The sequence below is a fragment of the bacterium genome, from assembly GCA_024742285.1.
GTDB lineage: Bacteria > Myxococcota_A > UBA9160 > UBA9160 > UBA4427 > UBA4427.
Genome location: JANSYR010000011.1, coordinates 11,440 through 37,474, shown reverse-complemented (window position 1 = coordinate 37,474; position 26,035 = coordinate 11,440). Strand labels below are relative to the sequence as shown.

The window sequence follows — 26,035 nt, the reverse complement described above, 5'->3', positions numbered from 1 at the left end:
GCATCTCCGGGCCGCTCAGGGAAGAAGCAGCCAACCGGTCTGATCGGCCGCGCCGAGAAGGGACTTGAGGCGGCGCCCGCGGGGAACGGCCAGGGTCGCTCAGGGCCCGCGAGGGGGTAGGATGGCGCCTGGGCCCGCTGCCCGGGAGAAGCGCCATGACCCAGTCCGTGTCCGAGACGCCCGTGATCCTGGAGGCCGCCATCAACGGCATGACCTCCAAGGAGAAGAATCCCAACGCGCCGCGCAGCCACGAAGAGATCGAGCGCGACGCTCTGCGCTGCTTCGAGATGGGCGCGACCATCGTCCACGCCCACAACAGCGACATCGCCCTCGACGGCCGCGAAGCCGCCGACGACTACCTCGTGCCGTGGCGACGCATCCTCGACGCCTGCCCCGAGGCGCTCTGGTACCCGACGCTCACGTCCTCCGCGACGATGGCCGGTCGGCTCGAGCACATCGAGCTGATCGCGCAGGAGATCCCGGTTCGCATGTGCGCCTTCGACCCGGGCTCGACCAACATCGGCCAACCCGGTCCCGACGGTCTCCCGGTCGGAGGCGTCTACCCCGTCTCCTACGACGACTGCCGAACGGCCTTCGCGTTCTGCGAACGGCTGAAGATGGGTCCTGCGCTCGGGATCTACGAGCCGAACTCGCTCCGCACGACCCTCGCCTATCACAAGGCGGGTCGGCTTCCGGCGGGCGCGATGGTCAAGTTCTATTTCGGCGGCGAGTACGGACTGATGGCGACCGAGCCCGGCGTGAGCTTCGGCCTGATGCCGACCGAGTACGGGCTGCTCGCCTACCTCGACATGCTGGAAGGCACCGACCTTCCCTGGTCCGTCTCGGTCTGGGGCGGCGACCTGATGGAGACGCCGATCGCTCGGCTCGCCCTCGAGCGCGGGGGCCATCTCCACATCGGCGTCGAAGAGTTCTACTCGCCCGATCGCAGCCCGTCGAACGAAGAGCTGATGGCGGAAGCGGTCGAGCTCTGCGCGAAGGTCGGTCGTCCCGTCGCGACGCTCGCCCAGGCGGCGGACATGCTCGCCCTGCCGTAGGCGGGGTGGGGACGCGCTCAGTCGTCGAGCGGCTCGGCCTTGTAGCCCGGGTTGAACTTCAGCCGGTGGCCCGCGGTCCAGCCGGCGTCGACCGGGTAGTCCGCCCCCGTGCACGAGAGGCTCTCGTCGGAGGCGAGGAAGACGATCATGCGGGCGATGTCCCGGATGATCTCGATCCCCGGGCGCTCCCGGTTGTGCGGGATCGTGCCGTGCGTGAAGGCGATCGTGTCCATCGGGTCGATGTCGATCCCGTCCGGCATGATGTCCTTGCGCATCCCGGGCCCGCCCGCTTCGGGACAGACCGCGTTCACCCGGATACCCATCTGGCCGAGCTCGAGCGCCGAGACCCGGGTGAGTCCGCGCAGGCCCCACTTGGTCGGGACGTACGCGCCGAGGCCGTTCTTCGCGGACAGGCCGTCGACCGAGGCGACGTTCACGATCGAGCCGCCGCCGGCCCGTTGCATCGACTTCGCGACCGCCTGCGAGCCCAGGAAGGGGCCGAAGAGGTTCACGCGCCAGAGCGCCTCGTAGCGCGCGGGATCGATGTCCACGAAGGCTTCCATGTGGAGGAGGCCCGCATTGTTCACGAGGACGTTCGGCAGGCCGAAGGTCGAGGTGGTCTCGTCGACGCAGGACTTCCAGCTCTCCGGGTCCGTCACGTCGAGGCGCACGAAATGGGCGGCCTCGCCGATGTCCGCCGCGGTCGCGCGGCCCTCCTCCTCGAGCACGTCCCCGATCACGACCTTGGCCCCTTCGTCCGCGAAGAGACGAGCGGTCTGCTCGCCCGTACCGCGAGCGCCGCCGGTGATGATCGCGATCTTGCCTTCGAGACGGGGCCCTCGGGGTACGGGCATGGGAACTCCTGGTGGGGTGTCGGGCACTGGAACGTGGGGCCGCGACGGTACTGCGCGACTGCCCGGGGCGCGAGCACGAATCGCGACCCGCTAGACTCCTCGGGCGCGCATCGAAGGGGATCCTCATGCACTCTGGATCGAAGCGTTTCCTGGCGACGTGGACCGTCGCCGCAATCGTGTTGGGTGCGACCGGCAGCCACGCCGCCGACTGGACCCTCGGTCGTCAGGAGGACGGGATCACCGTCCACACGCGCCCCGTCGAGGGTTCCGGAATCGACGAGTTTCGCGGCGTGGCCGAAGTCGACGCTCCGGCCGAGGCCATCGTCGCCCTGCTCCGGGATTCGAATCGCTTCAAGGACTGGTTTCCGAACACCCCCGAATCGCGGCTGCTCGATCGCAACGGTGCCGTGTCCCACCAATACTCGGTCATGGCGACGCCCTGGCCGGTCTCCGATCGTGACAATGTGCTCCGGAGCGTGCTCTCCCGCGACACCGAGACCGGCGTCGTGGAGATCACCGTGACCGCCGATCCGGACCACTACCCCGAACAGCCGGATCGCGTGCGCGTGCGACGGGCGAATGGCCTGTGGCGCTTCGAGCCCCTGAGCGAGTCCCGCACCCGCGTCACGTTCCAGATGCATCTCGAGCCCGGCGGCGGCATCCCCCAGTGGATGATCAACGCCCGGGTCGTCGCGACGCCCTTCGAGGCGCTCGGGAACCTGCGCGAGATGGTCGCGCGATAGCGCGCGCGCCGGCGCCCGGGCCCCCGCCGATGCAGGACGCGGAAGAACCGCACTGGGTCGCCGTCTACGGGTCGCTCATGCGCGGCCTCGGCGCCGTCGAGCACCTCGGGATCACGGAGCGCCTCCGCTTCGTCGGTCCCTGCGTCCTCGAAGGAGAGCTCTTCGACCTCGGCGACTGGCCGGGCATGCGCCCCGGGAACGGCCGCGTCGTCGCCGAGATCCACGCGCTCCTCGACCCGGACGTCCTTCCCCTTCTCGACGCGTTCGAGGATTTCGATCCGGCGGCCCCCCGCGGCTCGCTCTACCTGCGTGAGCGCGTCCCGCTGGTCGAGCCCGTGGGCGCGACCGCCTGGACCTACGTCTACAACCGGATCCCCGATGCGAGTGCGCGCATTCCGAGCGGGGATTGGCGCCGCTGGCGCACCGAGCACCAATGATCTCCAGCCGGGGTTGCGCCCCGGCCAGAGGTGCCGATCCTTCCGAGCGCGCCCGGGAGGCGGCCGCGCCAGGCCCCTCCACTACGGCACGCTCGAAGGAGCCCCGACCATGAACGGAATCCTCGTCCGGCTCGCGATCACCGCCGTGGGCCTCTGGATCGCGACCTCACTCGTCGACGGGATCCGCGCCGACGACACGTTCACCCTCGTCCTCGCCGCGATGGTGCTCGGCCTGGTGAACGCCGTCGTCCGTCCCGTCGCGATCCTGCTCACGATCCCGCTCACCGTGCTCACCCTCGGCCTCTTCCTCTGGCCGATCAACGCGGGGATGCTCTGGCTCGTCGGCCGACTGCTCGACGGCTTCGACGTCGCGAGCTTCGGCGCGGCGCTCGTCGGCGCCGCCCTGGTGAGCGTGACCGGATGGATCGGCAACGCCTACATCGGCGACGGCGGCCGCTACGAGGTCGTGATGATCCGACGGCGCGAGACCGATCGGCGCGAGCTCCCCTGAAGGAGCCTTCAGCTGCTCCGAAAGAGCCTTCAGCTCCTCCGAAAGAGCCTTCAGCTCCCGGGAAGGAGCCCTCAGCTCCCCCGAAAGAGCCTTCAGCTCCCGCGAAAGAGCTGACCGACCGCCGCGACCATCTCCGGCGTCGCCTTGTCCGGCGTCCCGCAATCGAAGGGCGGCTGCGGGGCGTACTCGAGGCCGAGCTGGACCGCCTTCGCGACGTCCTCTCCGGCGATCTCCGCCATCAGCGCGAGGCCGAAGTCGATCCCCGCGGTCACGCCGCCCCCGGTCGCGCGGTTGCGATCGATCACCCAGCGCTCCTTGACCGGCTCGGCACCGAAATTCGAGAGTGCGTCGAGGGCCATCCAGTGGGTCGTCGCCCGGTAGCCCTGGAGGAGACCCGCCGCGCCGAGGATCAGCGCCCCGGTGCAGACACTCGTGACCCAGCCGGCGTGCTCGCCGCGCGACTGCATGAACTCGATCACCTCGGGATCCGCCATCGCTCGCGTCGTGCCTTCGAGCCCACCGCCCGTGAAGAGGATGTCTGTCGTCTCGGAGGCGTCGGCGAAGGACCGGGTCGGGACGACCGGGAGACCGCAGTCCGTCGGGATCGGATCCGTCGACTTCCAGACGAGCTCGACCTCGACCTCGGGCCAGAGCGACCAGACCTGAAGGGGCCCGACCATGTCGAGGAGCGTCATGTCGGGATAGGTGAGGAGCTGGATCTTCATCGGGCCTTCTCCACGGATCGCGTGCGGGCGAGCAGCCCGAGGGTCGCCGCTCCGAAGACGAGCATCGAGCCCATGCCGGGCTCCGGGACCGGATAGAGGAACTGGCGGCCCGCAAACTCGTCGTTCTGGAGTTTCGGATCCACGAAGCGCAGCGAGAGCCAGTCGTCGCTCTCCATCAGCAGGCGCACCTGGGGACTGTCGAGACCGGGGCTCGTCTTCATGTTGCCGTTGAAGGCGAAGAGCGGCGAGAGGTCGGGGTCGAGAGGATCGATCAGCAGAGCGAACGAGTTGCTGGTCGTCGCGTGGACCGACGTGTCGGTCGTGGGGTCGTAGTCGTCGTCGATGAAACCCGAGACGCTGGCGCTGAAGGGAGAGGCTTCGAGGTCCGCGAGCCCGAGGGCGTGACCGATCTCGTGGGTCAGCAAGGTCTCGAAGGCCGAGGGCGTGAACGCGATCGTATCGCTCATCCGGATGTCGGCGCCCGTGATCGCCAGCCCCGGGTATCCCGTCGTGCCCGACGTCAGCGTCAAGTCGTCCTCGACCGTGTCCACGAAGAAGATGACGCTGGCGCCATATCCCGAACCCGCGTGGGGCGTCGCTACGAAGATGTCGATCTCGGCCCCGGCGTTGAGTCCGAGAAAAGCGTTCGGGTTGCTCGGATTCGTCGGCGCGTCGTCGACCGCGGGCGTCGACAGGTCCTCGACGAAGTGGAAGGCCGCCGGGAGCGCGGTCGAAGGATCGACGACCTCCCAGTGTTCGAAGGCGCTGGCGATCAGCTCAGCGAACTCGGGCTCCGTGGGTTCGGTACCGGGCACCCACTCGACCTCGCTCAGGAGGAGCCCGTAGTCCCCGTGCTCGATCGAATACCGAAGGCCCCCGGCGAGCGAGCGTTCCTCACCACCGACGAAGCGCGGGGCAGCGTCCCAGCGCGCCCAGCCCGCCGGTGAGCCGATCACGCGGAAGGCGAGCGCGGGACCGGACCAGAGGACGAGCCCGAGCAGGACCAGAACGAACGGGGCCGGTCCGCCCGCCCGCGTCCGCCCCGAACGGCGCGCCCTGCTCCAACGATCCCGCATGCCCCCAGTCTACTCCAGCTCCGCGCCCGCCTCCCGGCGCGATTCCGTCGCGATCGGGACATCCGGGGTCGCCGCGCCGTTCCCCGCAGGCTCCGGTACCCTGAGTTGCGCACCCGCGGGCCCCGTCCGTCGATCGGTGCGGAGGAATCGACATGGAATCCGGTGACGTGATCGATGATTTCAGCGCGACCGACCAGTCGGGTCGCGAAGTACGGCTCTCGGAGCTGCTCGTGGACGGGCCGCTCGTCCTCTTCTTCTATCCGAAGGCCATGACGCCGGGTTGAACGATCGAGAGCTGCCATTTCCGCGACCTGGCGAGCGAGTTCAGCGAGCTCGGCGCCCAGCGCGCGGGAATCAGCGCCGATCCGGTGGATCGGCAGAAGGCCTTCGACGACAAGAACGACCTCGGCTTCCCCCTCCTCTCGGATCCGGATCGAGCGGTAGCGAAGCTCTTCGGCGTGAAACGCTTCGGCCCCCTCCCGAGCAAGCGATCGACCTTCGTGATCGACACCGACCGGACCCTGCTCGGCGTGGTCAACAGCGAGATCGACATGACCGGCCACGCCGACCGCGCCCTGACGATCCTCCGCGATCGCTAGGCGAAGCCCCTCTCACGAGCACGGAGAACCGATGCCCCCTGAAAGCAGCCAGCAGCCCAGCGACGTCCCGAAGATCTCCGACTGGAACCGCCTCCTCGACGGCCGGGTCGCCGTCGTGACCGGAGGCGGCGACGGGATCGGCGGCGCGATCTCGAGGCTCTTCGCCCAGCACGGGGCCAAGGTCGAGATCGCGGAGATCGACCCCGAACGCGGCGCCCGTGCGGTCGCCGAGATCGAGGCGGCCGGCGGCGCGGCGAGGACCCACGACGTCGACGTTCGCGAGCCCGCGGACGTCGAGCGGTTGAAGGAGGCGGTGCTCGCCGAGCACGCGACGATCGACGTCCTCGTGAACAACGTCGGTGACTACCGCCCGCTCGCTCCGTTCCGGGAGTCGGGGCCGGAGACCTGGGACGCGATGTACCAGATCAACTTCCTGCACGTCGTGCGCGTCACCCACGCCTTCATAGACGCCATGATCGAAGGGGGCGGCGGATCGATCGTGAACTTCCACAGCGTCGAGGGCATGCGCGGCTATCCGGGCGAACCGATCTACGCGGCGATGAAGGCCGCGGTCGCGCACTTCACGACCAGTCTCGCAGTCGGCCAGGGGCGCAACGGCATCCGCGTGAACGGGATCGGCACCGACCTCTGCCAGACGCCACAGGTCGACTACCGGACCGGGTGGGAGGAGCACGAACACCTCTGGCCCTCCTGGGATCCGGTCGGCCGTCTCGGCTGGCCGGAAGAGCAGGCGCGCGCCGCCCTCTTCCTCGCCTCGGACCTTTCGAGCTTCGTGACCGGGCACAACCTGCCGGTGGACGGCGGCACCCTCGCCGGTGGCGGTTGGTTCCTTTCGCCTCAGGCCGGACGCTTCACGAACCGGCCCACCGGGCTCTAGCAGCCCCTACTCAGTCGGCGTCGTCGAAGGCGCGCCCGCCCCGCCCGACGACCGCGATCTCCTCGTCGAAGTCCCCGCCCTCGCGCGGTGTCACCTTCGGGAGGATGACCGGGATCGTCGCGGGATCGACGGCGCGCTTCGCCTCGAGGACCGCCTGGGTCGAGTCGAATCCCGTGAGCGCCTCCAGATTCGTGAAGGTCGGCGAGATCAGGTTGAGCTCGCCTTGCTGCCAGCGATCGAGCGCGACCTCGGGACGGATCCAATGGCTCTCGACCGTCTCGAACCCGTCGTGCAGCGCTTCCTGCTCTGCGGGCGCCCGCGCCACGAAGAAGCGCGTGTTGAAGCGCTTCGGCTGCTCGATCGGCGTGATCCAGTGGGACACGTACGCGAGCCGATCCGCCGCCAGGCGCAGCCCCTCGGCCTGGCACATCGCCTCGAAGGCCCCCTTCTCGCCGCCGTTCAAGCGCTCGCGCCACGTGGCGAACCGCGCGCGGCGAACGGGATCGGTCAGCGGGAGCAGCGTCCCGTCCTCCCGCGTCGCGAGCAGGACCCCCGCCTCTTCGAAGCACTCGCGGATACAGGCCACCCAGTAGTCGAGCCCACCTGCATCTACACCGAGCGTCGCGTTCGCGGTGGACGGGTCCACGCCCTCGGCCAGGCCGGACCAGAGCGCGTCGCCATCGGTCGGATCGATCTTCCCACCCGGGAAGACGTGGAGCCCGCCGAAGACGCCGAAGCCGCTGCGCTCCATCAGGAAGACCTCGACGCCTTCGATCGCATCCCGGACGAGGATGACCGTCGCCGCCGGAATCGGCACCGCAGGGGCGAAGTCGGGACCGGGCTTCTCACGCATGCGCGGACCCTAACCCAGCCGAGGACGGCCGCGCAGAACCCGATGTGCGCCCGGCGGCGGCGAGCGCCATCCTCCGTCCATGGACCCCACGACCCTCGAGAAGCACCTCGGAACGATCGAAGACCAGGGCTACTGCATCGTCGAGAACGCGATCGAGCCCGGCCTCCTCCAGCGGATCCGCGACGCCGTCGCACGCCTCGAGGACGAGCTCGACGTCGGGCCCCGCAACAACCCGGCGGAGGGCTTCTCGACGAAGCGGATGTACAACCTGCTCGACAAGGACCGCGTCTTCTGGGAGCTCCCGGTTCACGAGAACGCCCTGCCCTTCGCCGAGCAGCTGCTCGACCGCGAGTGCCTGCTCTCGGGAACCACGTCGATGAACATCGGCCCCGGCGAGCGTCTCCAGGGCCTGCACAGCGACGACAGCCTCGTGACCGTCCCGCGCCCGCGCATCCCCTTCATGGTCACGACGATCTGGGCGATCACCGACTTCACCGACGCCAACGGCGCCACCCGCGTCGTCCCCGGCTCCCACCGCTTCGACCACGAGCCCGACTACACGAAGGAGTACGAGCACATCCCGGCGGAGATGCCCGCCGGCTCGATTCTCGTCGTGAACGGAGGCACGTGGCATTGCGGCGGCGCGAACACGAGCGAAGACGACTGGCGCCTGGGCCTCAACATCCAGTACTGCCAGGGCTGGATGCGCCAGCAGCAGAACCAGTACTACGCGCTCAAGCCCGAGGACGTGCGCGAGATGCCCGCGCGACTCCAGCAGCTCTGCGGCTTCACGCTGTACCGCGGGATCATGGGCCACGTGAACGGAGACTCGCCGGGTGGGTTCCTGGGCGCCGAGCACGTGGCGGAAACCGCCTACTCGGGCGTGCGCGCGAACACCGACTGACGCGCCGCGCGTATTCCCCAACCTCCTACGGCTGGCCGAGGGGGCGCGCGAAGCTGAGCTCGTGGCCATCCGGGTCGCGCACGTGGAAGTAGCGCTCACCCCAGGGCGCATCCCGCGGCGCGAACTCCGGCGCGTACCCCGCCTCGACCACCCGGTCATGCATCCGGTCGACGTCGTCGACGTAGAGGATCGTGCGCCCCCACGACGGGACGTCGCCGAGCGCCTCGCGCGCCGCGAGATTCAGATAGCCGTCGCCGACCCGGTAGCTCGTGAAGTCGGCGGACGCGCCGCCGTAGAGCCGTTCGAAGCCGAGCGCCTCGTAGAAGCGGACCGATCGCCCCATGTCGCCGACGAGGACCGTCACCGCACTGATCGATTCGATCCCCGACATCCCGCCTCGGCCCGTCGCTTCCCCTCGCCCATTCGGGGGATCCGACGCGCCTCGTCGCGCGCCGTCGAGTGGTAGTATGCGTTCCGGTCGCGGGGACTGCTCGCCCCCCGCGCTCCCCGCCACGACTGGAGTCCCCATGTCCTCCGAACGCCGGATCGAGAAGCTCGAAGCGACCGACGACGAGCTCGCCCGCCATCTCGAAGACGCCCAGCTCCCCGCGCTCCTGCTCGCCACGAGCCATCTGACCGGAGACCCGGCCATCCTCGACGGCGCGCCGGAGCCCCAGCAGGGACTGCTCGCCGGCGAGCAGGGCGGCTACGACGAGGCGCAGATCGCCGACGCGCGGGCGCGCTGCTTCGAAGCGCTCAAGCGCTGGCGGGACGCCGGCTGTCCGGAGCCGCCGCGACCGACCGAGGCAGAGCTGCGTCGCCTGCTCGGCTTCGTGATCGACCCGTCGCGCCTCGACGAGACCCTGCCCTTCCTCCTCGACGAGCTGAGTCTCGACGGCGCCGACACGCGCGCCCCCAAGTGGAAGAAGTCGGAGCTCGCCCCCGACCGCGACTTCCACGTCGCGATCATCGGCGCCGGCATGTCCGGCCTCTGCGCCGCGATCCGCCTCCAGCAGGCGGAGATCCCCTTCACGATCTTCGAGAAGAGCGACGACGTCGGCGGGACCTGGCACGACAACGTCTATCCGGGTTGCCGGGTCGATGTCTCCAACCACTTCTACAGCTACTCGTTCGCCCAGGGCTTCGAGTGGCCCCAGCTCTTCTCGACCCAGCCGATCCTGCTCGAGTACTTCAAGCACGTGGCGGACGCGTTCGGACTCCGCGAGCACATCCGCTTCGGAACCGAGGTGAAGCGCGCGGTCTTCGACGAAGCGAGCGGCGCGTGGAATCTCGAGCTCGAGTCGAGCGGCGCGCGCGAAGACGTCTCCGCTCAGGTCCTCGTCAGCGGCATGGGCCAGTTGAACCGCCCGCGCATGCCCGAGATCGACGGCATGGACGATTTCGCCGGCCCTTCGTTCCACTCCGCGCGCTGGGACCGGAGCATCGACCTGACCGACAAGAAGGTCGCCGTGATCGGAACCGGCGCCTCGGCGTGTCAGTTCATTCCGATCCTGGCCGAGCAGACGAGCCACCTGACGGTCCTCCAGCGAACGCCGCCGTGGCTGCTCCCGACCCTCGACTACCACGAAGAGGTCCCGAGCGGCCTGCAGTGGCTCTACCAGCACGTGCCCCACTACGCCGAGTGGTACCGGTTCTGGCTCTTCTGGAGCACGGCCGAGGGGCTCCTCGAGACCGTCGAGGTCCAGGACGGCTGGTCGGGCGCGCCGGGCTCCGTCGGTCCGCTCAACGAAGACATCCGCGTCATGCTGGTCGAGTACCTGAAGGAGGCGACCGGAGGCGACGCCGAGCTCCTCGAGAAGATGACGCCCGCCTACCCGCCCTTCTCGAAGCGCTTCGTCCGCGACAACGGGATCCTGCCGGCCACCTTCGCCCGCGACGACGTGACCCTCGAGACCACCGGAATCGACCGGATCACCGAGAAGGGCATCCGCCTCGTCGACGGAAGCGAGGTCGAAGCCGACGTGATCGTCTACGGAACCGGCTTCACCGCCAGCGATTTCCTCATGCCGCTCGAAGTCGTCGGCCGGGACGGGCGCGAGCTCCACGACCACTGGGCGGGGGACGCGCGGGCCTATCTGGGGATCACCCTCCCCTACTTCCCGAACCTCTTCCTGCTCTATGGCCCGAACACGAACATCGTCGTCAACGGCAGCATCATCTTCTTCACGGAGTGCGAGGTCGACTATCTGCTCGCGTCGATCGAGATGCTGCTCCGGGACGGCAAGCACGCCATGGATTGCAAGCCGGCGGTCCACGACGCCTACAACGAGCGGATCGATGCCGACAACATGAGGCGCGCCTGGGGCGCCGCGACGGTCAACACCTGGTACAAGAACCAGCACGGCCGCGTGTCGCAGAACTGGCCCTACGGCCTGCTCGACTACTGGAAGCAGACACGGAAGGTAGAGTCCGCGGACTACGAGCTGCTCTAGATCCGCAGCGCCCTTCTCCCTCCCCTTCTCGAGGAAACACTCATGTCCAGGTCCTATCGCGTCATCCAGTGGGGCACCGGCAACGTCGGTCTCCAGAGTCTCCGCGCCCTCGTCCGCCACTCGAACCTCGAGCTCGTCGGCCTGCACGCGAACGCCGAGGCCAAGCAGGGCAAGGACACCGGCGAGCTCGCCGGCCTCGACGTCGTGACCGGCGTCCGGGCCACGAACGACGTGGACGCGCTCCTCGCCCTCGAGCCGGATTGCTGCGTCTACATGGCGAACGGCGAGCTCCGCGCGAAGGACGCGACCGACGACATGGCGCGCCTCCTGCGAGCCGGGATCGACGTGGTCGGCGTGGCCCTCATCCAGTTCATCTACCCGGCCCACGGCGACCCGGACCTTCGCGCCGTTCTCGAAGAGGCCTGCCGCGCCGGCGGGAGCACCCTCTTCATCAATGGGATCGACCCGGGCTTCTCCGGCGACGTCCTCCCCCTCGCCGCGCTCCAGATCGCCGGCGAGGTCGAAGAGATCCGCGTCCAGGAGCTCTGCGACTACTCGACCTACGAGGACCCGGACTTCACGGGTGTGGCCTTCGGCTTCGGCAAGGACGAGTCGGCGAGCCCGATCATGGGCATGCCCGGCATGCTGACCTCGGGCTGGGGCGCGATGATCCGCCTGATGGCGGACGCCCTCGGCGTCGAGCTCGAAGAAATCCGCGAAGTCTACGAACGCGACTTCGCGAAGGAAGACTTCGAGTGCCCGATGATGGCGGTCGAAGCCGGCCAGTGCGGCGCCGTCCGCTTCGAGCTCCAGGGGATCGTCGACGGCCGGCCCCTGATCGTGGCCGAGCACGTGAACCGCCTCGGCCTCGACCAGGCCCCGCAGTGGCCCAAGGCGCCGGAAGGCCGAAGCGGCGTCCATCGCGCGATCGTGAAGGGCAACCCGGACGTCCAGCTCGAGTGCTTCACGAAGGGCGAGGACGGCGACCACAACACGGGCGGCGTCCAGGCGACGGCCAACCGGGTGATCAACGCGATCCCGCAGATCGTGGGGATGAATGCGGGGATGGTGAGTACGCTGGATCTGCCGTGGACGCCGTCGCGGAATCTGGGGACGGCGTAGCGAGCGGGGCTCGGGGTGGAATCAGTCTCCGGGAGTACCACTTCGTGACCGAGTTCGAGGCTGCGCCGGCGTTGTGGGACACGCCGCTCGTGCCCTCCCTCGACGAATCGGATGCAGCGGCCGGACTGATCGGCCGAGTGCTCGACGAGGACTTCGGGGGACCTGCGGTCGAGTCACTTCCGATCGATTCGTCGAGTCAGCGATCGGACATGTCGCCAGATCGATTCGAAGCCTTCGTCGCGGCGTGGTATCGCGCGCAGGGACACGAAGTCGTCCTGACGCCCTACTCCGGTGACGGAGGTATCGATGTCCTTGCGGTAAAGAACGGACGGATCTCGTTCATTCAGGCCAAGCACGTGGGAGAACCCGATCGGAGAATCCCGGATGACGCGGTCGATCAAGTCAGGAACGGCGCGAGTCACTACCTCTCGACCTACATCCCGGATGGTCACAGTCGCTCGTACTCGCTGGTCGTGGCGACGAACGGCCGCGCGTCGCGTCTGCTCAAGAAGAGCGCTGTCGAACACGAGGTTGAACTCATCCGCGGACGAGACCTCGTCCGGTCGTTCAGGCGCTCCCCGATCGAAGCCGGTGAGCCGACCCGGCTGGAGTTGTCCCGCCTCGGCTCTCTGGAAGAGCTGACGGAACGCGTCGTGCCTCTTCTCCGACAGACGACATAGGGCGGCAAGCCTGAATGCGCGGATATGGCGAAAAGCACAGGAGACCCGTCCCGACTGCTTCGACGCCACGCTGACCGGGTCCTGAAGACGTTCGGGGCCCAAGAAAGCTCGATCAATCACGATGCCTGAAAGGCCCACACTTCACCTCATCGCGGGCGTCAACGGAGCCGGCAAGACGTCCTTCTACGCCTATCATCTGCGCGAGATCACCCCCGGTGCCGAGTTCGTCAATGCCGACGAGATCGCGCGAGATCGCTGGCCGGGCGCCGAAGCGGAACACAACGAGGAAGCCGCGCGCCTGGCCGTCGAACGCCGCGCGGCGCTCATGGACCAGCGGCTCTCGTTCGTGACGGAGACCGTATTCTCTCACGCGTCGAAGCTGGACCTGGTTCGAGAGGCGCAAGCGCGCGGGTATCGCGTCCTCCTGTACCACGTCGGACTGGACAATGCCGAACTCGCCAACGCACGTGTCGCGACACGCGTCGAGGACGGTGGACACGACGTGCCGGCGGACAGGGTCGCGGCTCGCTTCGACCGCTGTCAGCGCTTGATCCCGCAAGCCGCAGACCTCGCGGAGACGACCTACGTCTTCGACAACTCGGGCGACGGCGGTCGGTCGACCCACAGGTTCGTGATGCGGCTACGGCATGGACGAATCGTCCGCCCGCCGCGGGAGCGCGTGCCCGGCTGGGTGCGCGAAGCCTACGCGGCGTCGCTCGCGGAGTGGCGAGACAGCCCGTGAGCCTGAAGTCGGACGCCGATCAGGACTTCTCGACTTCGAGCGTGCCGTCGTCGTCCGTCGAGACGATCGACCGGCCTCGGGACCGCAGGTCGTCCAGGATCCTCGTGTCGGATCCATCGAGCGCCTCGAGACGCGTCGAGAGCGCATCGAGATACGCCTCGTCCTCGGCGGCGGTCAGCGTCTGGACACTCCCCTCTCCGGTCATCAGCGCGCGAATCACGTCGGTCCGGATCACTCCGGACCGCTCGACCTGTCGACCGAGCTTTGCCCAGTACTCCACCTGTCCGCCGATCGAGCGGTTCATCACCACGCTCTCCGTCTGCGCGACGGCGACGAACTCCTCTGAGATCTTGACGGGCTTCGAAGCCATGGCTTTGGATCTCCGCGTCGGCTGGAAGTAACCAGAAGTAACCATCGGTTACCCGCACCCGGACTTTAGCGGGCTCGCGAAGACGCAAACAACCTGAATCTCAGCGTCGCGGATCCATGTGGCGAAAAACCAACCGTTTCAGCACGTTGGACGAGTTGCTGCCACGCCCCCGGTGGGGAGCCGCAGCGTTCTGCGAACGCGATGTCGCTCGTACGTCCCAGCGCGCTTCCTCGCCAGGCCGCACGGCTCGGCGGCGCCTCTCCGACTGGACGATCGTCCGTCGAGGAACGAAACGACCGCTCAGATCAAGAGGATTGCGGACAATCGGTTGAATCTGAGTGGTGAGCCCGCAGGGACTCGAACCCTGGACCGTGAGATTAAAAGTCTCCTGCTCTACCAACTGAGCTACGGGCCCGCCGAATCGTAACCATTCGGGATCCAAAAGGAAATGGCAAGCGGCCCAGGTGTGGCGGCGAGGCCCAGAGTGGCCGAGGAAGGGAATGAGGATGGATGCCGGACTGCTGCCTCGCCTGCCCGAGCTCCGCCCACGTCCAGGCCTTTTGCAGGTGACCTACCGGCGGGGACCGGGCCTAGGCTAGCCCGGGCAGTTCGTCGTCAGACATGCTCCGACACCGCCCGCCGGAAGGCACGGGCTACGCTGCGCGATTGGGCGACCTGGCGCCGACCCCGAGAGACAGGAAGCGGAGGGTCAGGTTGCCAACTGGCAATCCGGCAGAGGCGTGACTGAACCTCAGAACAAGACCCTCGAACTCTCGCCAGAGCAGGTTGCGGCCCTGAAGATGGACGCCATGCGGGGGCGCCCTGTGGCGCCGCGCATCAGCACCTACCTCGCAATCCATCTAGTCTTCAACCGCGAGAATCAGCTCGACTACTTCCCCGTTCTCGACGAGATCGAACACCTCGAGAACCCCTCTCGGCCTACGCTTACGAAGCCGGCCAGCCGTTTCCTCAGAAGTCCGATGGACTCGCTCTACCACAAGCACTATGCCGCAGCTCGGCACATGCTCCGCAATCTCGGGGACCGATGGGGTCTCGGCCAAGGCGGCAATCAAGCCTTAGACAATCTGTTGGCAGACGTTGCGAGCGAGCACGGTGACGACCCTGATCACTGGATCGGGGCGCTGACGCAGAGGATGGTTATTGGGGGCTGGGAAGACCGCGTAAGAAAGGGTGCGACGGGCGAGTGGATCATCTTCGGCAAGCATGAGGGAGAGAACTACTACCTCACACTTGCAACCCACGACGAAGGACAAGACGCAGCCGCTCTCTATTCCCGCATTCGCGCGAACTGCGCCTCTGAGTTCCCGTTCCTGTTCTCCGCCGCGTAGTCACTATCAGGCTCTAATTATCAACAGGTAGTTTCGTCCCTCTACAGCCACACCGAGCGGCACGCCGCCTGCAGTCGCTAGGCGCGGCCGAGCCAATGCACGATCTGGACGCGTGCTTGACCTACCTCAAAGCCACAGTCCGCTGCTCCGCGAATGTGCTCTTGAAATGAGCTTTCGGACAGCTCTGCCCTGTCGAACTCGACGCGAGGACCCTGGGCTCCGCCGGTCCTGACTCCCGGCTTTGACCGCAGGATCGTTTGGAGCTCTCCTCCCGCTTCAACGTGAAGATATGTCGAGTGGACGAGTCGGTTTCGTGATTGACTCACGGCCTCACACCGCTTCATAAGGGCATGAAACTTGGCCTTGTGCTCTGATGCATTGTCTACGTCGACTAGGTCTACATGCCGCGCGAACGCGAGATCAGTCGAGCGGACAAGATCGCGGAAGGATCGGCCGATTACGAAAGCATCTGCCCTCCCGGTGTGCTCCGGATCGAGAACCTGGATGGCCAACTGAGAAATTTGGTTCTCGAGCCACTGGAAGCAGACCATGTACTCACCAAGCGCCTGGTAAATCGACTCGACTGAAAACTGGATAGCCAAAGGGCTGCTCCTTCTAGTCGCCCCCTCCCCTCAGCGGTTGCGACAAGAATTCAACCACCGAATGCGCTCCTGGAGGTGGGGGCGCGGAGTCTTGAGCGTACCCGGTTCCTTGCGGTCCAAAAATGCAGGCGGCGGCTTGAACAAGAATGACTTCGCGATTGGGAGTCTCGCCGGCCGCCTCCACGATTGCCTTGTAGGTCATGAGCGCGTTCTGCCTGTGGCGGTCGACGATGGCGTTGTGCTTGTGGGACAGCATGTTCTTCGCGCACAGGTAAAGCATGTAGGAAATCGTTGCGAAGACGAGGATCTTGCTTACGGCCATCTGGATTGCCTGATAGGTATCCGTCGGCGCGAGCCACTCCCATTTATGGAAGAAGAGGGTCGCGAATGCGTACAGACCGAGACCCATCGCGACCCTAACGGTCCGCGTTTGCCATTCGTCGGATCTTTCGTCGTGCTTGTCTGCCGACTCTTGAAAATAGATGGCTTGCTGCGTCACGCCGCGCTCCGCCGCGACCTTGCGCACATCTTGAAGTACTTGCTCTGCCGCTACCTTGTCCTTCTCAAGGGCCTGCGTGATCTCATCTGCTTGGTCTCTGATGGCCTGAAGGGTCGCGCGGGCCTCGCCTTCCAGTCGATTAAAGTCAGCCGTCTTGTGAAGTGAGTATGAGATGAATGGATGAAGCAGCGCGAACGTCGGCTGATACGCGCCTATCAGATTGTTGACGCACTGTTGGTGGAGCGCGGTGGCATTCGCTTCCTTGGGATCAAACTCGAGGATTTCGTCGATCCTTTGGTAGTCCTGATTCGCTTGATCTCGAATCTGCTGAAGCTGTTGCAGAGGAAGATCGTCCAACGCGGACGGCGCAAGGCGCTCGTATAGTTCGATGAGGCGTCTTGCTGGCGCAACCGCGTCTCGGAAATGAAAACTGCTGCCGAGCACATTCTCCCGGGGCAGCGATTCGGGATCGAATTGCTGAATTCGGATCAGAGAAGCTCTCGCCTCTTCTCGCATCTCAGCATCGGGATCGGGATCGGGCGTAGCCATTCAGAATTCCTCATTTGTGACGGTGCTCGACAAGGCCGGATGGCCTTCTAGATCGTCGGCAGAACGCGGCCCTTCGCGTTTCCGATCAGTCGTCCGCGCGCGCAACCTTTCGCTGAAGCTCCGCCAGCTGACTAGCCACCCGCACCTGCACCTGGGCGACACGACACCGTTCGGCTTCGAGTTTCTCAGCTTCCGCGTCGTCCGCCGCTTGGTCGTCTTTCAGCTGCAGGATCGCGTGATATCCGATCCAGACCTGGTAGTTCTCCTCGAACAGCTCGGCAGCGGCCTTCGACTTCGACTTAATCCGCTCGACGGCATGCTGGTATGGTTCGTAGGCCGTCGAGTAGTAGACGATGGTCTTGTCCTTCGCTTTCAGGACCTTGTATGCGACCTCCGATTTCTTCTCACGGGAGGCGTCTTCGTGCTGAGGCCACAATTCGTTCCACGTCTCGATGTCGTCGTCGCTGTCAGGGCTTATCGCGAGGACATCGAAGTCGGGAATGAGGCCGCGACTCGCCTTATCGCCGGCGGTGCGCGGCGGTAGGATCTCGTACTGGATCGCCGTTCGTAGCTCGCCGCCGTTCGGCGTGCGGAGTACGGCAGTAACGGTGCCAACATCGCCCACCTTCGAGTCCGCAACTGGACGCAGGCGCCACTGCTTTCGGCCGCCTTTGAGCTGGGAGACTGACGCGACCTCGACCCGCGCGGGATCGAACTCGAGGCTGATCAACTTCTTCTGGTCGAATTTCCAATCAGCGTCGGTCTCGATGCGGAGAAGGGCCCGGCCATTGAGCGGCAAACGGACCTTGTCCTTCGGTGCGGCGATATCCCACTTCGTGACGTCGGGAAACGGCAACGTCGGGAGCGGCGTAATGGGCCGGCGCGGCGTTCGGGGCCTGGGCCTCGTGGGCTCGTCGGAGCCCGATCCTCCGCCACCGCTACCATCCGTGACGACCGTGGATCCTTCGCTGCCTTCACCCTCCACGGTCCGAGTGAAGCCCGCGTCACGAAGCAGACTGGTGATCTGGCGCTTGACCTTCTTGTTGGTCTCCTTCGACTCGCGATCAACGAACCGATTCGTGAGCTGTTCTTCGATCTCTGCCAGGCGAGGGTCGTCGCTCAGGATCTTGGCGAGCGTGTCCTCGAGGTTCTTCAGCTCGCCTCTCTCCTTGAAATCCTCGCGGGTCGTCGAGAAGAGTTCGCGTCGCGTGGCTCGGCAGGTACGACTGGCATCGAGATGGATGACAATGTGCTTCGACACCATGCCCAGACCGAGATCCTTGATGAACTTCGCCGGCAGCTCGCCTTGATTTTGGCCGTTCACCGTTGCCACGATGGGCTTTGCCCGATTGACGAACAGATCGCTCGAGCTGGACCGCAGCTTCAGCTCGCCCTTATTCTTCCGCTTCGCCTCGAGGACCCAGTACTCGACGCCGATGGAGGGCTCCTTGCTGGCCAGGGGGACGATGTACTCCATCTCGTTGTGATGAATCACGGAGATGCGGCTGTCGTCTTCCTCTTCGGATCCGTCCGACTTGTCCACGTACTTCATGAGCCGGTTGCGGCTACCACCCACCCGCTCGTCCTTGGTTCGGCCTTCCCGGATGTCCATCACACGGAAGGGAAGCAGCGAATCGAAGAGGGACAGGTGTAGGTAGTGATACAGATTGCCAGGGGACGCTTGAAGCGTCTTGTCGAGACTGGGGAGCTCGTAAGCGATATGACGCACGATCGTCCCGTGCTGTAGACGCGGCGGACGCTTGAGCCCGGCGTCGTCATAAAGGCTGAGGTCGCCGCTCGGCGCATCAATACTGGGGACCTTCCCGTGAATGGTGAGGTACACGTAAACGTCGAGATCGTATTCCTCCCCCGGGTCCATCAGCCTGGCGATCGTAAAGGCGACGCGATCGGGTGATTCGTGGTCTCGCGAGAAGAAGACAGCGTACTTGCAGAAAGCGAGGGTGGAGGCGCCCCCCTGGCCGAAGGCGCCAATCAGGTACGGCTTCTTGATCTTGTTGCCCTTCTGGAGACTGAGGATGGTCGACGGCATCTCGTCGGCAGTGAGCCCGATCCCGTCATCCACGACGTCGATCGTAGGCGAGCCGGCGACGCCGCTGTCCGAGAGGATCACCCCGATGTGCCGGCTGAGATCGCCTTCCTTCGATTCGACCTGGAACAAGCCCTCCCGAGCGCCCGAGGCCGGCCGGCCAAACCAATCGGCAGCCGCCTCGAACGGTCGCGACGGGCTCGAACTGCCCGATTCGTGATGCTTCAATTCCAGAACCGCGTCCATCGCGTTCGTAATCCGCTCGGTGAGGCTGCGTCCGGGCTTCGACCCGAGACCGATCGTGGATGCGTTCGAGTCGGTTGCCCCGTACGGCACCCACTTGCACCCGAGAGGTCCGAACGTCTCGTTGAGACCGACGGTCCCCGAATCGCCGATCTCCTTGAGGATCACCTCGACCTCGCTGACCTCGCGCGCCTTGGAGAGTCTGCTGAAGAGCTCGTCTGCGGTTCGAATAGCCATTACTGCTTCCCCTCAACTCGCGCAGGGATTTCATCCCACAGCGCGTCGAACTTCTGGTCGCTCAGGTCGGGAGCAGTCACGAGGTAGCCCTCTCGACCACGCTTCTCGATGAGCCCCGCCTTCCGAAGCCAGGCGAGAGTCATGTAGACCTGGTAACCGGGCACGTCGCCGCCCGAGGCGTCCGGCACCGGCAGCAGCTCTTCAATAGTGAACAGCTTTCCGCTCGTGGTGCTTGTTGCGAGGTGCCGCCAGAACGCCCGTGCAGCGTCGCGCGGCGTCCGGTGTTCGTACTCCTCGCGGGCCTTCTTCGACCAGCCGATCTTGATCAGCCTGTCGCCATCGCGAGTGAACTTCGGGTAGTCCGCCTTCTTCGCTGCCTTGGCCGAATGCCGCTTCGTGGCGGTTCGCTTCGCTGGCTGCGCGGCGCCGGGTGCCCGCTCCACTGCGACGCGCGGCTCGGACTGGACTGCCGGGGCATCGCCGCGGAGGAGCCGGGCCACCCCGTCTGCGAGGCGTGCCAGCTCCGGGAGTTCCGTGTACCGGTGCTCGTCGATCTGTTGCTGAATGAGATCGCGCAACGCCTTCTCGGCATCGGCCACGATCCCCCGAGCTGTCTGTACTGTCGTCATGCTCGTAGAGTAGAGGCACGATACAGGGAGTCAAGAGCTCCCCTGTATTTTATGGGGGCGCGAAATCCCCTAGGGGAATCGACGCGCGCGGCCACGCCTCGCACACCCTCATCCACATCGCGCGAGATGGGCCTAGCGGCGAAGTCGGTGCAGAAGCAGCAGTTCCGTCGAGGCGTCGACGTTGCCCTGGAGCTTCGCGTACCACTTGCGATTCGCGACGCGGCGGCGCAGGCGGTGGGATCCCGGTCCGTTCGGGCGGACCTCTTCGAAGCCGGCATCGTCCATAGCCGAGATGTAGCGGGGCAGCTGCATCTGGATATCAGAGAAGCCGACGATCTGAACGACTAGCCCGTCGCGATGCATCACGCGCGCGACCGAGGAGAAGGCGTCCGCGATCATGGAGAAGTAGTTGCGGAGTCCAGTTGGGGTTCGGCTGCCACCGCAGTAGTACGAGGTTCCCGATCCGTCGGTGACGTTCGCGATTCGATAGGGCGCATCCGTTTCCTTCCGCCCGCGGTATTGCCATCGATGGTAGAGCACGTGGACAGCAGGATACGGAGGAGAGGTGAAGACAAGCCGCGGTTTGCCTCGAATTTCCGCGACGCGATCGTCGCGGTGAAGGTCGACGGCGCTTCGGTTCAGCAACACTCTTCGGGAAGTGATCTGGTTCTTCGCAACACCGGAATCCCGGCAAGACTCGACGAGGTTCTGCATGCCCTGGAGCATTTCTTCGGCATACATCGGAAGGCGTTCGGCGAGCTGAGACCGCCTCGGAGCCTGAAAATCGCGGCAGTCGAGGGCCCACTGCCCCAGACGGAGGAGTACGGCTCGAGCGAATTCTGTTCGACGCGGGAGCATGTCCTCGGCAAGCGCGAGCGCGCCGGAGATGAAGAGCTCTGTCGCGCGCGGAAGGTTGCGAGCATCGAGCCGTTCTACCCAAGACAAATCAGAATCGGTCAGCGTCTCCGCAGCTTCGTGCGCCCAATCACGGATCGCCTCTGCGTCAGCTTCTGACAGAGGACGAGTGCGTACGTCGGCCACGAAGTGGGCCAGAGAGTTGATGTCGACGCCGACGACGCGACGGCCGAGAGCCAGTCCTTCGACGACACTTGTGCCGCCACCCATGAACGGATCCAGGATCCAGCTTCCACGGCGCGAAAACGTCGAGATGACCTCTCGCGCTACTTCGGGGTGGAAGCGGGCCGGGTAGTGGTAGAAGTTGTGCGTGCTGCCGGAGGTGTAGGCAGTAGTGCCGAGCGCACGTCGAAGGCTGGCGACCGTTCCCGCCTCAAGCTGCATGACTGGGCCTTGCTCACGATTGCTCTACGGGGGGTTTGCGTATCCTACCCGCGATAGATTTTCTACGCAATGGCAAGCACTTAGCGTGAGAGTTGCGACAAATAGAACGCCGTATCTCGTGAGCCGGCTCCCCGGGAGAGCTGCTTCGATCCAAGGGCGCACAGCCGGTCCGCTGACACGGAGAGTGCCCCGTCCCCATCTGGTTCCAACATCTACCAGCGGGGTATGACGACGTCGGTCACAGCGGCCCCAGATGGGCGCCCCGACAAGGCAGCCGAGAACCGGCTCCTGCCGAGGTAGCTTTGCCTCTCATGGTCCACGAGAGCTGGCGCCTTCCGAGGAATCACGTCCTCCACCGCCTCAGCCGGTACAACTGATGCGCCCTACTCCACCTCGCTCACCAGCGACGCCATCGTGGTTTCGAGCCCCTCCGCCAGCGCCGCGATCACCTCCAGCGAGGGATTCCGCTGCCCGCGCTCCAGCAGGCTGATGTACGTGCGGTGGAGCCCCGCCGCGTCTGCGAGCCCCTCTTGGCTGAGTCCAGCGACCTCTCGTCGCCGCCTAATCACCACGCCAAATCGCTTCTGTAGCCGCCCTGAGGACATTGCTCAAAGCGTTCCGGGCCGCCGACAATTGTACTACAGACAGTTGTCTGCAAATCCGATCATTCCCTCGACGCTGACAGGGCGCGATTCGCGCTCATTGGGAGGGTTTAGTCGTGAAGATCCGCGCAACAGTCGCCGCAGCTGTTGGATTCGTGACTCTGGGCTGCGTTACCGGTCCCATGGAGATTGCCAAGATTGCGCCAGGCCAATCGATCGCGGAAGCGATTCAGTCGGAGAGATCGCTGGTCGGCTGGGAAATGGGTCCTGAGGTCTCCGGGGAGAAGTGCGAGACCGCAGTCTTCGGCCTGATCCCGGTGACGCCACGAGCGAGCGAGCGCGACGCAGTCAGAGCCGCCATAGAAAGCGCACAGGGCCGATGGGCCGCGTTGGTCCAGGCCAAGTTGACCATGACGCAGTACCCGTACGTCGTCGCGCGCACCCTCTGCTGGGAGGTCGCCGGGCGCGTGGCCCGCCCTTCGCGCAGCCAGGCTCATCGGAGGTAGGTGGGGTGGCCAGCTACGACGAGACCGGCGGCTACTGCGGCTACTGCGAGAAGCGCGTCATGGTGCGCCGCGCGGGCACGAATCACATCCTGCACCTGATCCTGACAGTCCTGACCGCAGGCCTGTGGCTCGTGATCTGGGCAGGCAGTGCCATCAAGGCCGGCGGCTGGCGGTGTCCGACCTGCGGAAGCAAGGCGTCGACGCGCGTGCCATGGAAGGCCCGAAAAGCCGGCGCCTCCGGCTAGCCCAGTCGCTTCGCGCCCGAAAATTCATGGGGTATACGTGTCCCGGTTCGAGGGGCTCGGCTCGGTACCGAGCGCGTCTCTGGGCGCTGCTCTCGCATCGGCGCCGCCACTGACGCATGAGCGCAGAGCCCTCGCGTCGCCGCGATGTGGCCTTGGCGCGGGCATGTGCGGGCGAAGGCTGCGGACATCATGGCCTATATCCCCGATGGTCGCGGGGGCTCGACGAGCCTGACCACCCTCGGCTGCTGCTGTGGCTTCGTTGCCCCTCGCGGGGCAGGTACATGCTAGTTCTCTATCTGTTGACAGTGCCGAGCAGCGTCAGGAGCTGGTGTTCCACGGACGCAAGTGCCCAGGGACGCACGAAAGACCGAGACAGCGCGATGGCGAGTGGAGGCCGGTGGGCAGGGACCTGCATCAGAGTGTCAAGATCCGCCGAAGTCCGTCCCAATGGGCGAGACTCCGCACGCGAAGGCGAGGATCGCTCACCTCAGAGTCCTCAAGCGGCGGAACGATCGCCGTCGGGGATAGGTCAAGCCCTACCCTCCGCGCCTCCCGACCGTCACTGGGCGCCCGGAGCCGTCTCAGTGGCGGGATCTCTTGGCCGCCTTGCACCCCGGACGACCACATCAGCGTCAGCACGACCGTGTGCCGAAAGATCGACGACGACTCCGCGCTCCCGAACAACGCTCGGACTTGCGGCCTCCGCGGCCACCCGGTGTGTGGCGCGATTCAGCGCCTCAATGACGAATCTGCCAGAGCGGCTGTAGGACCGTGCAACACAGTCGTCCGGAACCGGAGGCTCCGGCGGATCGACGTCGATGCGAACGGCGCAGATCTCGGTCCCGTCCCGCGCGGGCATGCCGCTGGACGTGCGGACGGATCCAACGATAGACGCCGAAGCTTCCTCTCGGAACGTGATCTCCGCTATCGCACCATCGTGAACGGCAACAGACATCGATGACAGCGAGAAGCTCTGTCCCGCGTAGTCCGGCCAATACGAAACCACCCTCGTTGTCCGCACGACGTACTCGCCGTCGTCGAGTTCGGAGAATGTGAATCGCCCTTCAGCATCAGTGAAGTCGCTCGCGCGCGCGACGAAGTCGTTTCCCTTGTCGAATAGCGCGACGATGATCCCACCGACCGGCGAACCATCCACGCGCGTGACGACTGTGCCACCGATCCCGCCGGTCGGCAGACGAAAATCGGCCGTTGCAACCTCGCCCTCGCCGATCGATACGCGGATGGGCTTCGAACGACCGCCGCCCGTTGTCTCGACCGCCAGGTCATAGTCTCCGACTCGGTCCACCCAGGCGTCGTACTTTCCGTCGCGAAGCGAGTACGACATGTAGTACCCGAACCGCTCGGGATCGTTGATGCGGCCCTCGATCTTCGCCCAAACAACGGGGCGACCTCCCGACGTGACAAGGCCACGTAGTCTTGGTGATGAGCGTTCGGTCGTGACGACGGCTTCGGCCGACCGGCCGGCCGCTACTACGACCTCGGTGCCCTGCCATCCCTCGAAGCGGAAATGAGAGGTGACCTCGTACCGTCCTGGGAGAAGCTCAGAGAACTTGAACCGCCCCTCAGCGTCCGCCCGCTCGTCCGGCCGATCGGGATGCAGATCATTCGGGATGTCCAGCGGAGTGAGCGAAAGCCACGCGTACGGATCCGCATGGCCGTTCTCGTCGAGCGCGAGGCCCTCGATTCCACCGGTCTCGACCACAGTCAGCGCCGCTTCCAGGCGTGACTGGGATCGCCAGTCGATCATCGCCCGGGTACTCCACCGCGTACCGCGTCGCGCGTAAACGACCGTCGTCTTCGCTGGTGACACTTTAGTGAGCAGCATGCCGTCGCCGTTCGTCTCCCCAATCGGCTCGCCCTCTTCGAAAGACCACCGAGCGCCAAAGACCGCCGCCCCTGGCACGGGGTGTCCGTGCGCGTCTCTGACCGCAACTTGAAGCTCGGCGACTCCTTCATCCTGCCTAGGCCATGCCAGGGGATCCGGCGCGACGGGCGTCGTCCTCGTTGCGAGCGCGACGCCCACGTCACGCCGGCCGTCGCCAACGTCCTCGACCCGTGAGAGCTCAAACCCATCGGCGACCGCGTAGAGGTCATACGACGGGCCGCCGGGTCCGAAGGCGCAGAACTCCCCGTTTCGGTCCGAAGTGGCCCCCGGTACCTTTCGATCGCGCAGAGCCCGGACGAGCGGATCAGTCCAACCCGATTCGCCCTCTCGAAGCGGAGGACCAGCCAGAAAACCCGGCGTGATCCCACGGTCGAAATAGGCGTCCGCAAGCCAGATGCTGGCTCCCGGCACCGCGGCTCCGCCCTCATCGCGTACGACGCCGCAGATCCCCTCGACCCTAGTCAATGGGACCTCGCCCACGCCGACAGTCATCCCGCTCGCTCCCGCGATCCAGGACACCGCCGTCCCGAATCCGTCGCGCTTGATCGAGAAGTGATGACCTCCGGTGCTCAAACCGCCGAGCCGGAAACGTCCATCGGGGTCAGTCTGGGTCTTGTCCGTGAGCCCGAGCCGGTACACGTCCGCAATATCAAAGGTGCGCCACACCTCGTCCCAAGTGCCGGAATGCTCTACTCGGATACGTGCGCCAGCAATGGGCCGGCCGCTCTCGTCCACGACGACGCCGTCAACCGCCAACTCGGCCATGAGTAGAACCTCGCCAAAGTCCCTCTCGGGCGGATCTGTCCAATGGTGCGTGAGAAGCCGCACCGCGTACCCCGGCGCGGTCACCACGAGACCGCCGGCCGGCCACACGAGGTTCGAATTCCAGTTCTCCTCACTGCGGTCCATCGATCGCCACGTCTGGAGCTCGAATCGTCCGTCGGGTCCCGTCACGACCGCTGGAGCTTCGTCGATCGAGAAGCCGGGGAAGGCAACCGCAAACTCGCCGTCTCGTTCGGGTAGCGCGCCCACGACGGCCTTGAGCGTGGCGGCATCTGGTACGTACCGGATCGCGGCGCCGGCAATCGCCTCGCCTTCAGAGTCCAGAAGCCGGCCTCGCAGGACGACCCTCTCGACGTGGGGCAAACCTTCGGGCGCGACCACCCAGCGATTGGTGGAATCACCCGGGGTCGAGCGAGAGCACGCGCCCAGCACGGCCAGTAGGAGACTCAAGGACAACGAGACGAGCATCGCGGGAGAGAAGGCGGTTGCTCTCAATCTCAGCCCGTGAACCATCGAG

The 26,035-nt window shown here is 65.8% G+C and carries 27 protein-coding genes and 1 tRNA gene; 15 read left to right on the top strand and 13 right to left on the bottom strand.

Annotation, left to right across the window (positions count from 1 at the left end; all coding sequences use genetic code 11):
• Positions 1–155: 155 nt before the first annotated feature.
• Positions 156–1,055, top strand: a complete 900-nt coding sequence (locus NXI30_19030; protein ID MCR9096325.1) for a 3-keto-5-aminohexanoate cleavage protein — start codon at positions 156–158, stop codon at positions 1,053–1,055.
• A gap of 17 nt (positions 1,056–1,072) precedes the next feature.
• Here the strand turns inward: NXI30_19030 and NXI30_19025 are convergent, their stop codons facing one another.
• A complete protein-coding gene (locus NXI30_19025) occupies positions 1,073–1,909 on the bottom strand; it encodes an SDR family oxidoreductase (protein ID MCR9096324.1) in 837 nt (278 codons plus the stop codon).
• Positions 1,910–2,034: 125 nt separating this feature from the next.
• Between NXI30_19025 and NXI30_19020 the strand changes: the two genes are divergently transcribed.
• From NXI30_19020 to NXI30_19010, 3 genes are all read left to right on the top strand, one after another.
• The gene (locus NXI30_19020; protein ID MCR9096323.1) at positions 2,035–2,652 is read left to right on the top strand and encodes an START domain-containing protein; all 618 of its coding nucleotides are present in this window, start codon (positions 2,035–2,037) and stop codon (positions 2,650–2,652) included.
• A 29-nt stretch (positions 2,653–2,681) separates the two neighbouring features.
• Positions 2,682–3,089: a gamma-glutamylcyclotransferase gene (locus NXI30_19015; protein ID MCR9096322.1), complete on the top strand. Its 408-nt coding sequence runs from the start codon at positions 2,682–2,684 to the stop codon at positions 3,087–3,089.
• Positions 3,090–3,198: 109 nt separating this feature from the next.
• Positions 3,199–3,600 (top strand): phage holin family protein, encoded by a 402-nt coding sequence (locus NXI30_19010; GenBank protein ID MCR9096321.1) that lies wholly within the window; start codon positions 3,199–3,201, stop codon positions 3,598–3,600.
• A gap of 92 nt (positions 3,601–3,692) precedes the next feature.
• On the opposite strand, the gene NXI30_19005 is transcribed toward NXI30_19010, so the two are convergent.
• Both NXI30_19005 and NXI30_19000 read right to left on the bottom strand, forming a co-directional pair.
• Positions 3,693–4,325, bottom strand: coding sequence for a DJ-1/PfpI family protein (locus tag NXI30_19005; protein MCR9096320.1), 633 nt, complete (start codon positions 4,323–4,325; stop codon positions 3,693–3,695).
• Positions 4,322–5,401: a hypothetical protein gene (locus NXI30_19000; protein ID MCR9096319.1), complete on the bottom strand. Its 1,080-nt coding sequence runs from the start codon at positions 5,399–5,401 to the stop codon at positions 4,322–4,324. The genes NXI30_19005 and NXI30_19000 overlap by 4 nt, the downstream gene beginning before the upstream one ends.
• A 152-nt stretch (positions 5,402–5,553) precedes the next feature.
• Here NXI30_19000 and NXI30_18995 point away from each other — a divergent pair, with 152 nt between their 5' ends.
• Both NXI30_18995 and NXI30_18990 read left to right on the top strand, forming a co-directional pair.
• A complete protein-coding gene (locus NXI30_18995; protein MCR9096318.1) occupies positions 5,554–6,000 on the top strand; it encodes a peroxiredoxin in 447 nt (148 codons plus the stop codon).
• Positions 6,001–6,031: 31 nt separating this feature from the next.
• Entirely contained in the window at positions 6,032–6,898 is an 867-nt protein-coding gene (locus tag NXI30_18990) for an SDR family oxidoreductase (GenBank protein MCR9096317.1), read from the top strand.
• Between the two features lie 10 nt (positions 6,899–6,908).
• On the opposite strand, the gene NXI30_18985 is transcribed toward NXI30_18990, so the two are convergent.
• Positions 6,909–7,751 carry an NUDIX domain-containing protein gene (locus NXI30_18985; GenBank protein ID MCR9096316.1) on the bottom strand — a complete coding sequence of 281 codons (843 nt, stop codon included), beginning with the start codon at positions 7,749–7,751 and terminating at the stop codon, positions 6,909–6,911.
• A gap of 79 nt (positions 7,752–7,830) precedes the next feature.
• On the opposite strand from NXI30_18985, the gene NXI30_18980 reads away from it, so the two are divergent.
• The gene (locus tag NXI30_18980) at positions 7,831–8,655 is read left to right on the top strand and encodes a phytanoyl-CoA dioxygenase family protein (protein ID MCR9096315.1); all 825 of its coding nucleotides are present in this window, start codon (positions 7,831–7,833) and stop codon (positions 8,653–8,655) included.
• Positions 8,656–8,680: 25 nt separating this feature from the next.
• On the opposite strand, the gene NXI30_18975 is transcribed toward NXI30_18980, so the two are convergent.
• Positions 8,681–9,046 (bottom strand): VOC family protein, encoded by a 366-nt coding sequence (locus tag NXI30_18975; protein MCR9096314.1) that lies wholly within the window; start codon positions 9,044–9,046, stop codon positions 8,681–8,683.
• A gap of 136 nt (positions 9,047–9,182) precedes the next feature.
• Between NXI30_18975 and NXI30_18970 the strand changes: the two genes are divergently transcribed.
• From NXI30_18970 to NXI30_18955, 4 genes are all read left to right on the top strand, one after another.
• Positions 9,183–11,108: an NAD(P)/FAD-dependent oxidoreductase gene (locus NXI30_18970; GenBank protein ID MCR9096313.1), complete on the top strand. Its 1,926-nt coding sequence runs from the start codon at positions 9,183–9,185 to the stop codon at positions 11,106–11,108.
• Between the two features lie 42 nt (positions 11,109–11,150).
• A complete protein-coding gene (locus NXI30_18965) occupies positions 11,151–12,230 on the top strand; it encodes a dihydrodipicolinate reductase (protein ID MCR9096312.1) in 1,080 nt (359 codons plus the stop codon).
• A 44-nt stretch (positions 12,231–12,274) separates the two neighbouring features.
• The gene (locus NXI30_18960) at positions 12,275–12,910 is read left to right on the top strand and encodes a restriction endonuclease (protein ID MCR9096311.1); all 636 of its coding nucleotides are present in this window, start codon (positions 12,275–12,277) and stop codon (positions 12,908–12,910) included.
• 121 nt (positions 12,911–13,031) lie between these two features.
• The gene (locus NXI30_18955) at positions 13,032–13,652 is read left to right on the top strand and encodes a zeta toxin family protein (GenBank protein ID MCR9096310.1); all 621 of its coding nucleotides are present in this window, start codon (positions 13,032–13,034) and stop codon (positions 13,650–13,652) included.
• A 19-nt stretch (positions 13,653–13,671) separates the two neighbouring features.
• On the opposite strand, the gene NXI30_18950 is transcribed toward NXI30_18955, so the two are convergent.
• Positions 13,672–14,022, bottom strand: a complete 351-nt coding sequence (locus tag NXI30_18950; GenBank protein MCR9096309.1) for a ParD-like family protein — start codon at positions 14,020–14,022, stop codon at positions 13,672–13,674.
• Positions 14,023–14,361: 339 nt separating this feature from the next.
• Positions 14,362–14,437, bottom strand: a tRNA-Lys gene (locus NXI30_18945).
• Between the two features lie 325 nt (positions 14,438–14,762).
• Here NXI30_18945 and NXI30_18940 point away from each other — a divergent pair.
• Together NXI30_18940 and NXI30_18935 are read left to right on the top strand one after the other, a co-directional pair.
• Positions 14,763–15,371, top strand: a complete 609-nt coding sequence (locus NXI30_18940) for a hypothetical protein (protein ID MCR9096308.1) — start codon at positions 14,763–14,765, stop codon at positions 15,369–15,371.
• Between the two features lie 401 nt (positions 15,372–15,772).
• On the top strand, positions 15,773–15,958 hold the full coding sequence (locus tag NXI30_18935; protein MCR9096307.1) for a hypothetical protein: 186 nt from the start codon (positions 15,773–15,775) through the stop codon (positions 15,956–15,958).
• A 28-nt stretch (positions 15,959–15,986) separates the two neighbouring features.
• Here NXI30_18935 and NXI30_18930 read toward each other — a convergent pair whose 3' ends face one another.
• The 5 genes from NXI30_18930 to NXI30_18910 form a co-directional block, all read right to left on the bottom strand.
• A complete protein-coding gene (locus tag NXI30_18930; GenBank protein ID MCR9096306.1) occupies positions 15,987–17,021 on the bottom strand; it encodes a hypothetical protein in 1,035 nt (344 codons plus the stop codon).
• Positions 17,022–17,106: 85 nt separating this feature from the next.
• Positions 17,107–19,548: a hypothetical protein gene (locus NXI30_18925; GenBank protein MCR9096305.1), complete on the bottom strand. Its 2,442-nt coding sequence runs from the start codon at positions 19,546–19,548 to the stop codon at positions 17,107–17,109.
• Positions 19,548–20,177 (bottom strand): hypothetical protein, encoded by a 630-nt coding sequence (locus NXI30_18920; protein MCR9096304.1) that lies wholly within the window; start codon positions 20,175–20,177, stop codon positions 19,548–19,550. Before NXI30_18920 ends, NXI30_18925 begins: the two co-directional genes overlap by 1 nt.
• Positions 20,178–20,309: 132 nt before the next feature.
• Positions 20,310–21,476: a DNA methyltransferase gene (locus tag NXI30_18915; protein MCR9096303.1), complete on the bottom strand. Its 1,167-nt coding sequence runs from the start codon at positions 21,474–21,476 to the stop codon at positions 20,310–20,312.
• A 383-nt stretch (positions 21,477–21,859) separates the two neighbouring features.
• Positions 21,860–22,081 carry a helix-turn-helix domain-containing protein gene (locus NXI30_18910; GenBank protein MCR9096302.1) on the bottom strand — a complete coding sequence of 74 codons (222 nt, stop codon included), beginning with the start codon at positions 22,079–22,081 and terminating at the stop codon, positions 21,860–21,862.
• A gap of 113 nt (positions 22,082–22,194) precedes the next feature.
• Here NXI30_18910 and NXI30_18905 point away from each other — a divergent pair, with 113 nt between their 5' ends.
• The gene (locus tag NXI30_18905; GenBank protein MCR9096301.1) at positions 22,195–22,584 is read left to right on the top strand and encodes a hypothetical protein; all 390 of its coding nucleotides are present in this window, start codon (positions 22,195–22,197) and stop codon (positions 22,582–22,584) included.
• 5 nt (positions 22,585–22,589) lie between these two features.
• Complete coding sequence (locus tag NXI30_18900) at positions 22,590–22,829, top strand: hypothetical protein (GenBank protein ID MCR9096300.1); 240 nt, start codon at positions 22,590–22,592, stop codon at positions 22,827–22,829.
• A 559-nt stretch (positions 22,830–23,388) separates the two neighbouring features.
• On the opposite strand, the gene NXI30_18895 is transcribed toward NXI30_18900, so the two are convergent.
• Positions 23,389–25,899: a carboxypeptidase-like regulatory domain-containing protein gene (locus NXI30_18895; GenBank protein ID MCR9096299.1), complete on the bottom strand. Its 2,511-nt coding sequence runs from the start codon at positions 25,897–25,899 to the stop codon at positions 23,389–23,391.
• Between the last annotated feature and the right edge of the window lie 136 nt (positions 25,900–26,035).

Excerpts from the sequence above, each read along its gene's own strand:
- NXI30_19030 (MCR9096325.1), top strand. The coding sequence starts at position 156 with ATGACCCAGTCCGTGTCCGAGACGCCCGTGATCCTGGAGGCCGCCATC.
- NXI30_19025 (MCR9096324.1), bottom strand. The coding sequence starts at position 1,909 with ATGCCCGTACCCCGAGGGCCCCGTCTCGAAGGCAAGATCGCGATCATC.
- NXI30_19020 (MCR9096323.1), top strand. The coding sequence starts at position 2,035 with ATGCACTCTGGATCGAAGCGTTTCCTGGCGACGTGGACCGTCGCCGCA.
- NXI30_19015 (MCR9096322.1), top strand. The coding sequence starts at position 2,682 with ATGCAGGACGCGGAAGAACCGCACTGGGTCGCCGTCTACGGGTCGCTC.
- NXI30_19010 (MCR9096321.1), top strand. The coding sequence starts at position 3,199 with ATGAACGGAATCCTCGTCCGGCTCGCGATCACCGCCGTGGGCCTCTGG.
- NXI30_19005 (MCR9096320.1), bottom strand. The coding sequence starts at position 4,325 with ATGAAGATCCAGCTCCTCACCTATCCCGACATGACGCTCCTCGACATG.
- NXI30_19000 (MCR9096319.1), bottom strand. The coding sequence starts at position 5,401 with ATGCGGGATCGTTGGAGCAGGGCGCGCCGTTCGGGGCGGACGCGGGCG.
- NXI30_18990 (MCR9096317.1), top strand. The coding sequence starts at position 6,032 with ATGCCCCCTGAAAGCAGCCAGCAGCCCAGCGACGTCCCGAAGATCTCC.
- NXI30_18985 (MCR9096316.1), bottom strand. The coding sequence starts at position 7,751 with ATGCGTGAGAAGCCCGGTCCCGACTTCGCCCCTGCGGTGCCGATTCCG.
- NXI30_18980 (MCR9096315.1), top strand. The coding sequence starts at position 7,831 with ATGGACCCCACGACCCTCGAGAAGCACCTCGGAACGATCGAAGACCAG.
- NXI30_18975 (MCR9096314.1), bottom strand. The coding sequence starts at position 9,046 with ATGTCGGGGATCGAATCGATCAGTGCGGTGACGGTCCTCGTCGGCGAC.
- NXI30_18970 (MCR9096313.1), top strand. The coding sequence starts at position 9,183 with ATGTCCTCCGAACGCCGGATCGAGAAGCTCGAAGCGACCGACGACGAG.
- NXI30_18965 (MCR9096312.1), top strand. The coding sequence starts at position 11,151 with ATGTCCAGGTCCTATCGCGTCATCCAGTGGGGCACCGGCAACGTCGGT.
- NXI30_18955 (MCR9096310.1), top strand. The coding sequence starts at position 13,032 with ATGCCTGAAAGGCCCACACTTCACCTCATCGCGGGCGTCAACGGAGCC.
- NXI30_18950 (MCR9096309.1), bottom strand. The coding sequence starts at position 14,022 with ATGGCTTCGAAGCCCGTCAAGATCTCAGAGGAGTTCGTCGCCGTCGCG.
- NXI30_18935 (MCR9096307.1), top strand. The coding sequence starts at position 15,773 with ATGCCGCGCGAACGCGAGATCAGTCGAGCGGACAAGATCGCGGAAGGA.
- NXI30_18930 (MCR9096306.1), bottom strand. The coding sequence starts at position 17,021 with ATGGCTACGCCCGATCCCGATCCCGATGCTGAGATGCGAGAAGAGGCG.
- NXI30_18925 (MCR9096305.1), bottom strand. The coding sequence starts at position 19,548 with ATGGCTATTCGAACCGCAGACGAGCTCTTCAGCAGACTCTCCAAGGCG.
- NXI30_18920 (MCR9096304.1), bottom strand. The coding sequence starts at position 20,177 with ATGACGACAGTACAGACAGCTCGGGGGATCGTGGCCGATGCCGAGAAG.
- NXI30_18915 (MCR9096303.1), bottom strand. The coding sequence starts at position 21,476 with ATGCAGCTTGAGGCGGGAACGGTCGCCAGCCTTCGACGTGCGCTCGGC.
- NXI30_18910 (MCR9096302.1), bottom strand. The coding sequence starts at position 22,081 with ATGTCCTCAGGGCGGCTACAGAAGCGATTTGGCGTGGTGATTAGGCGG.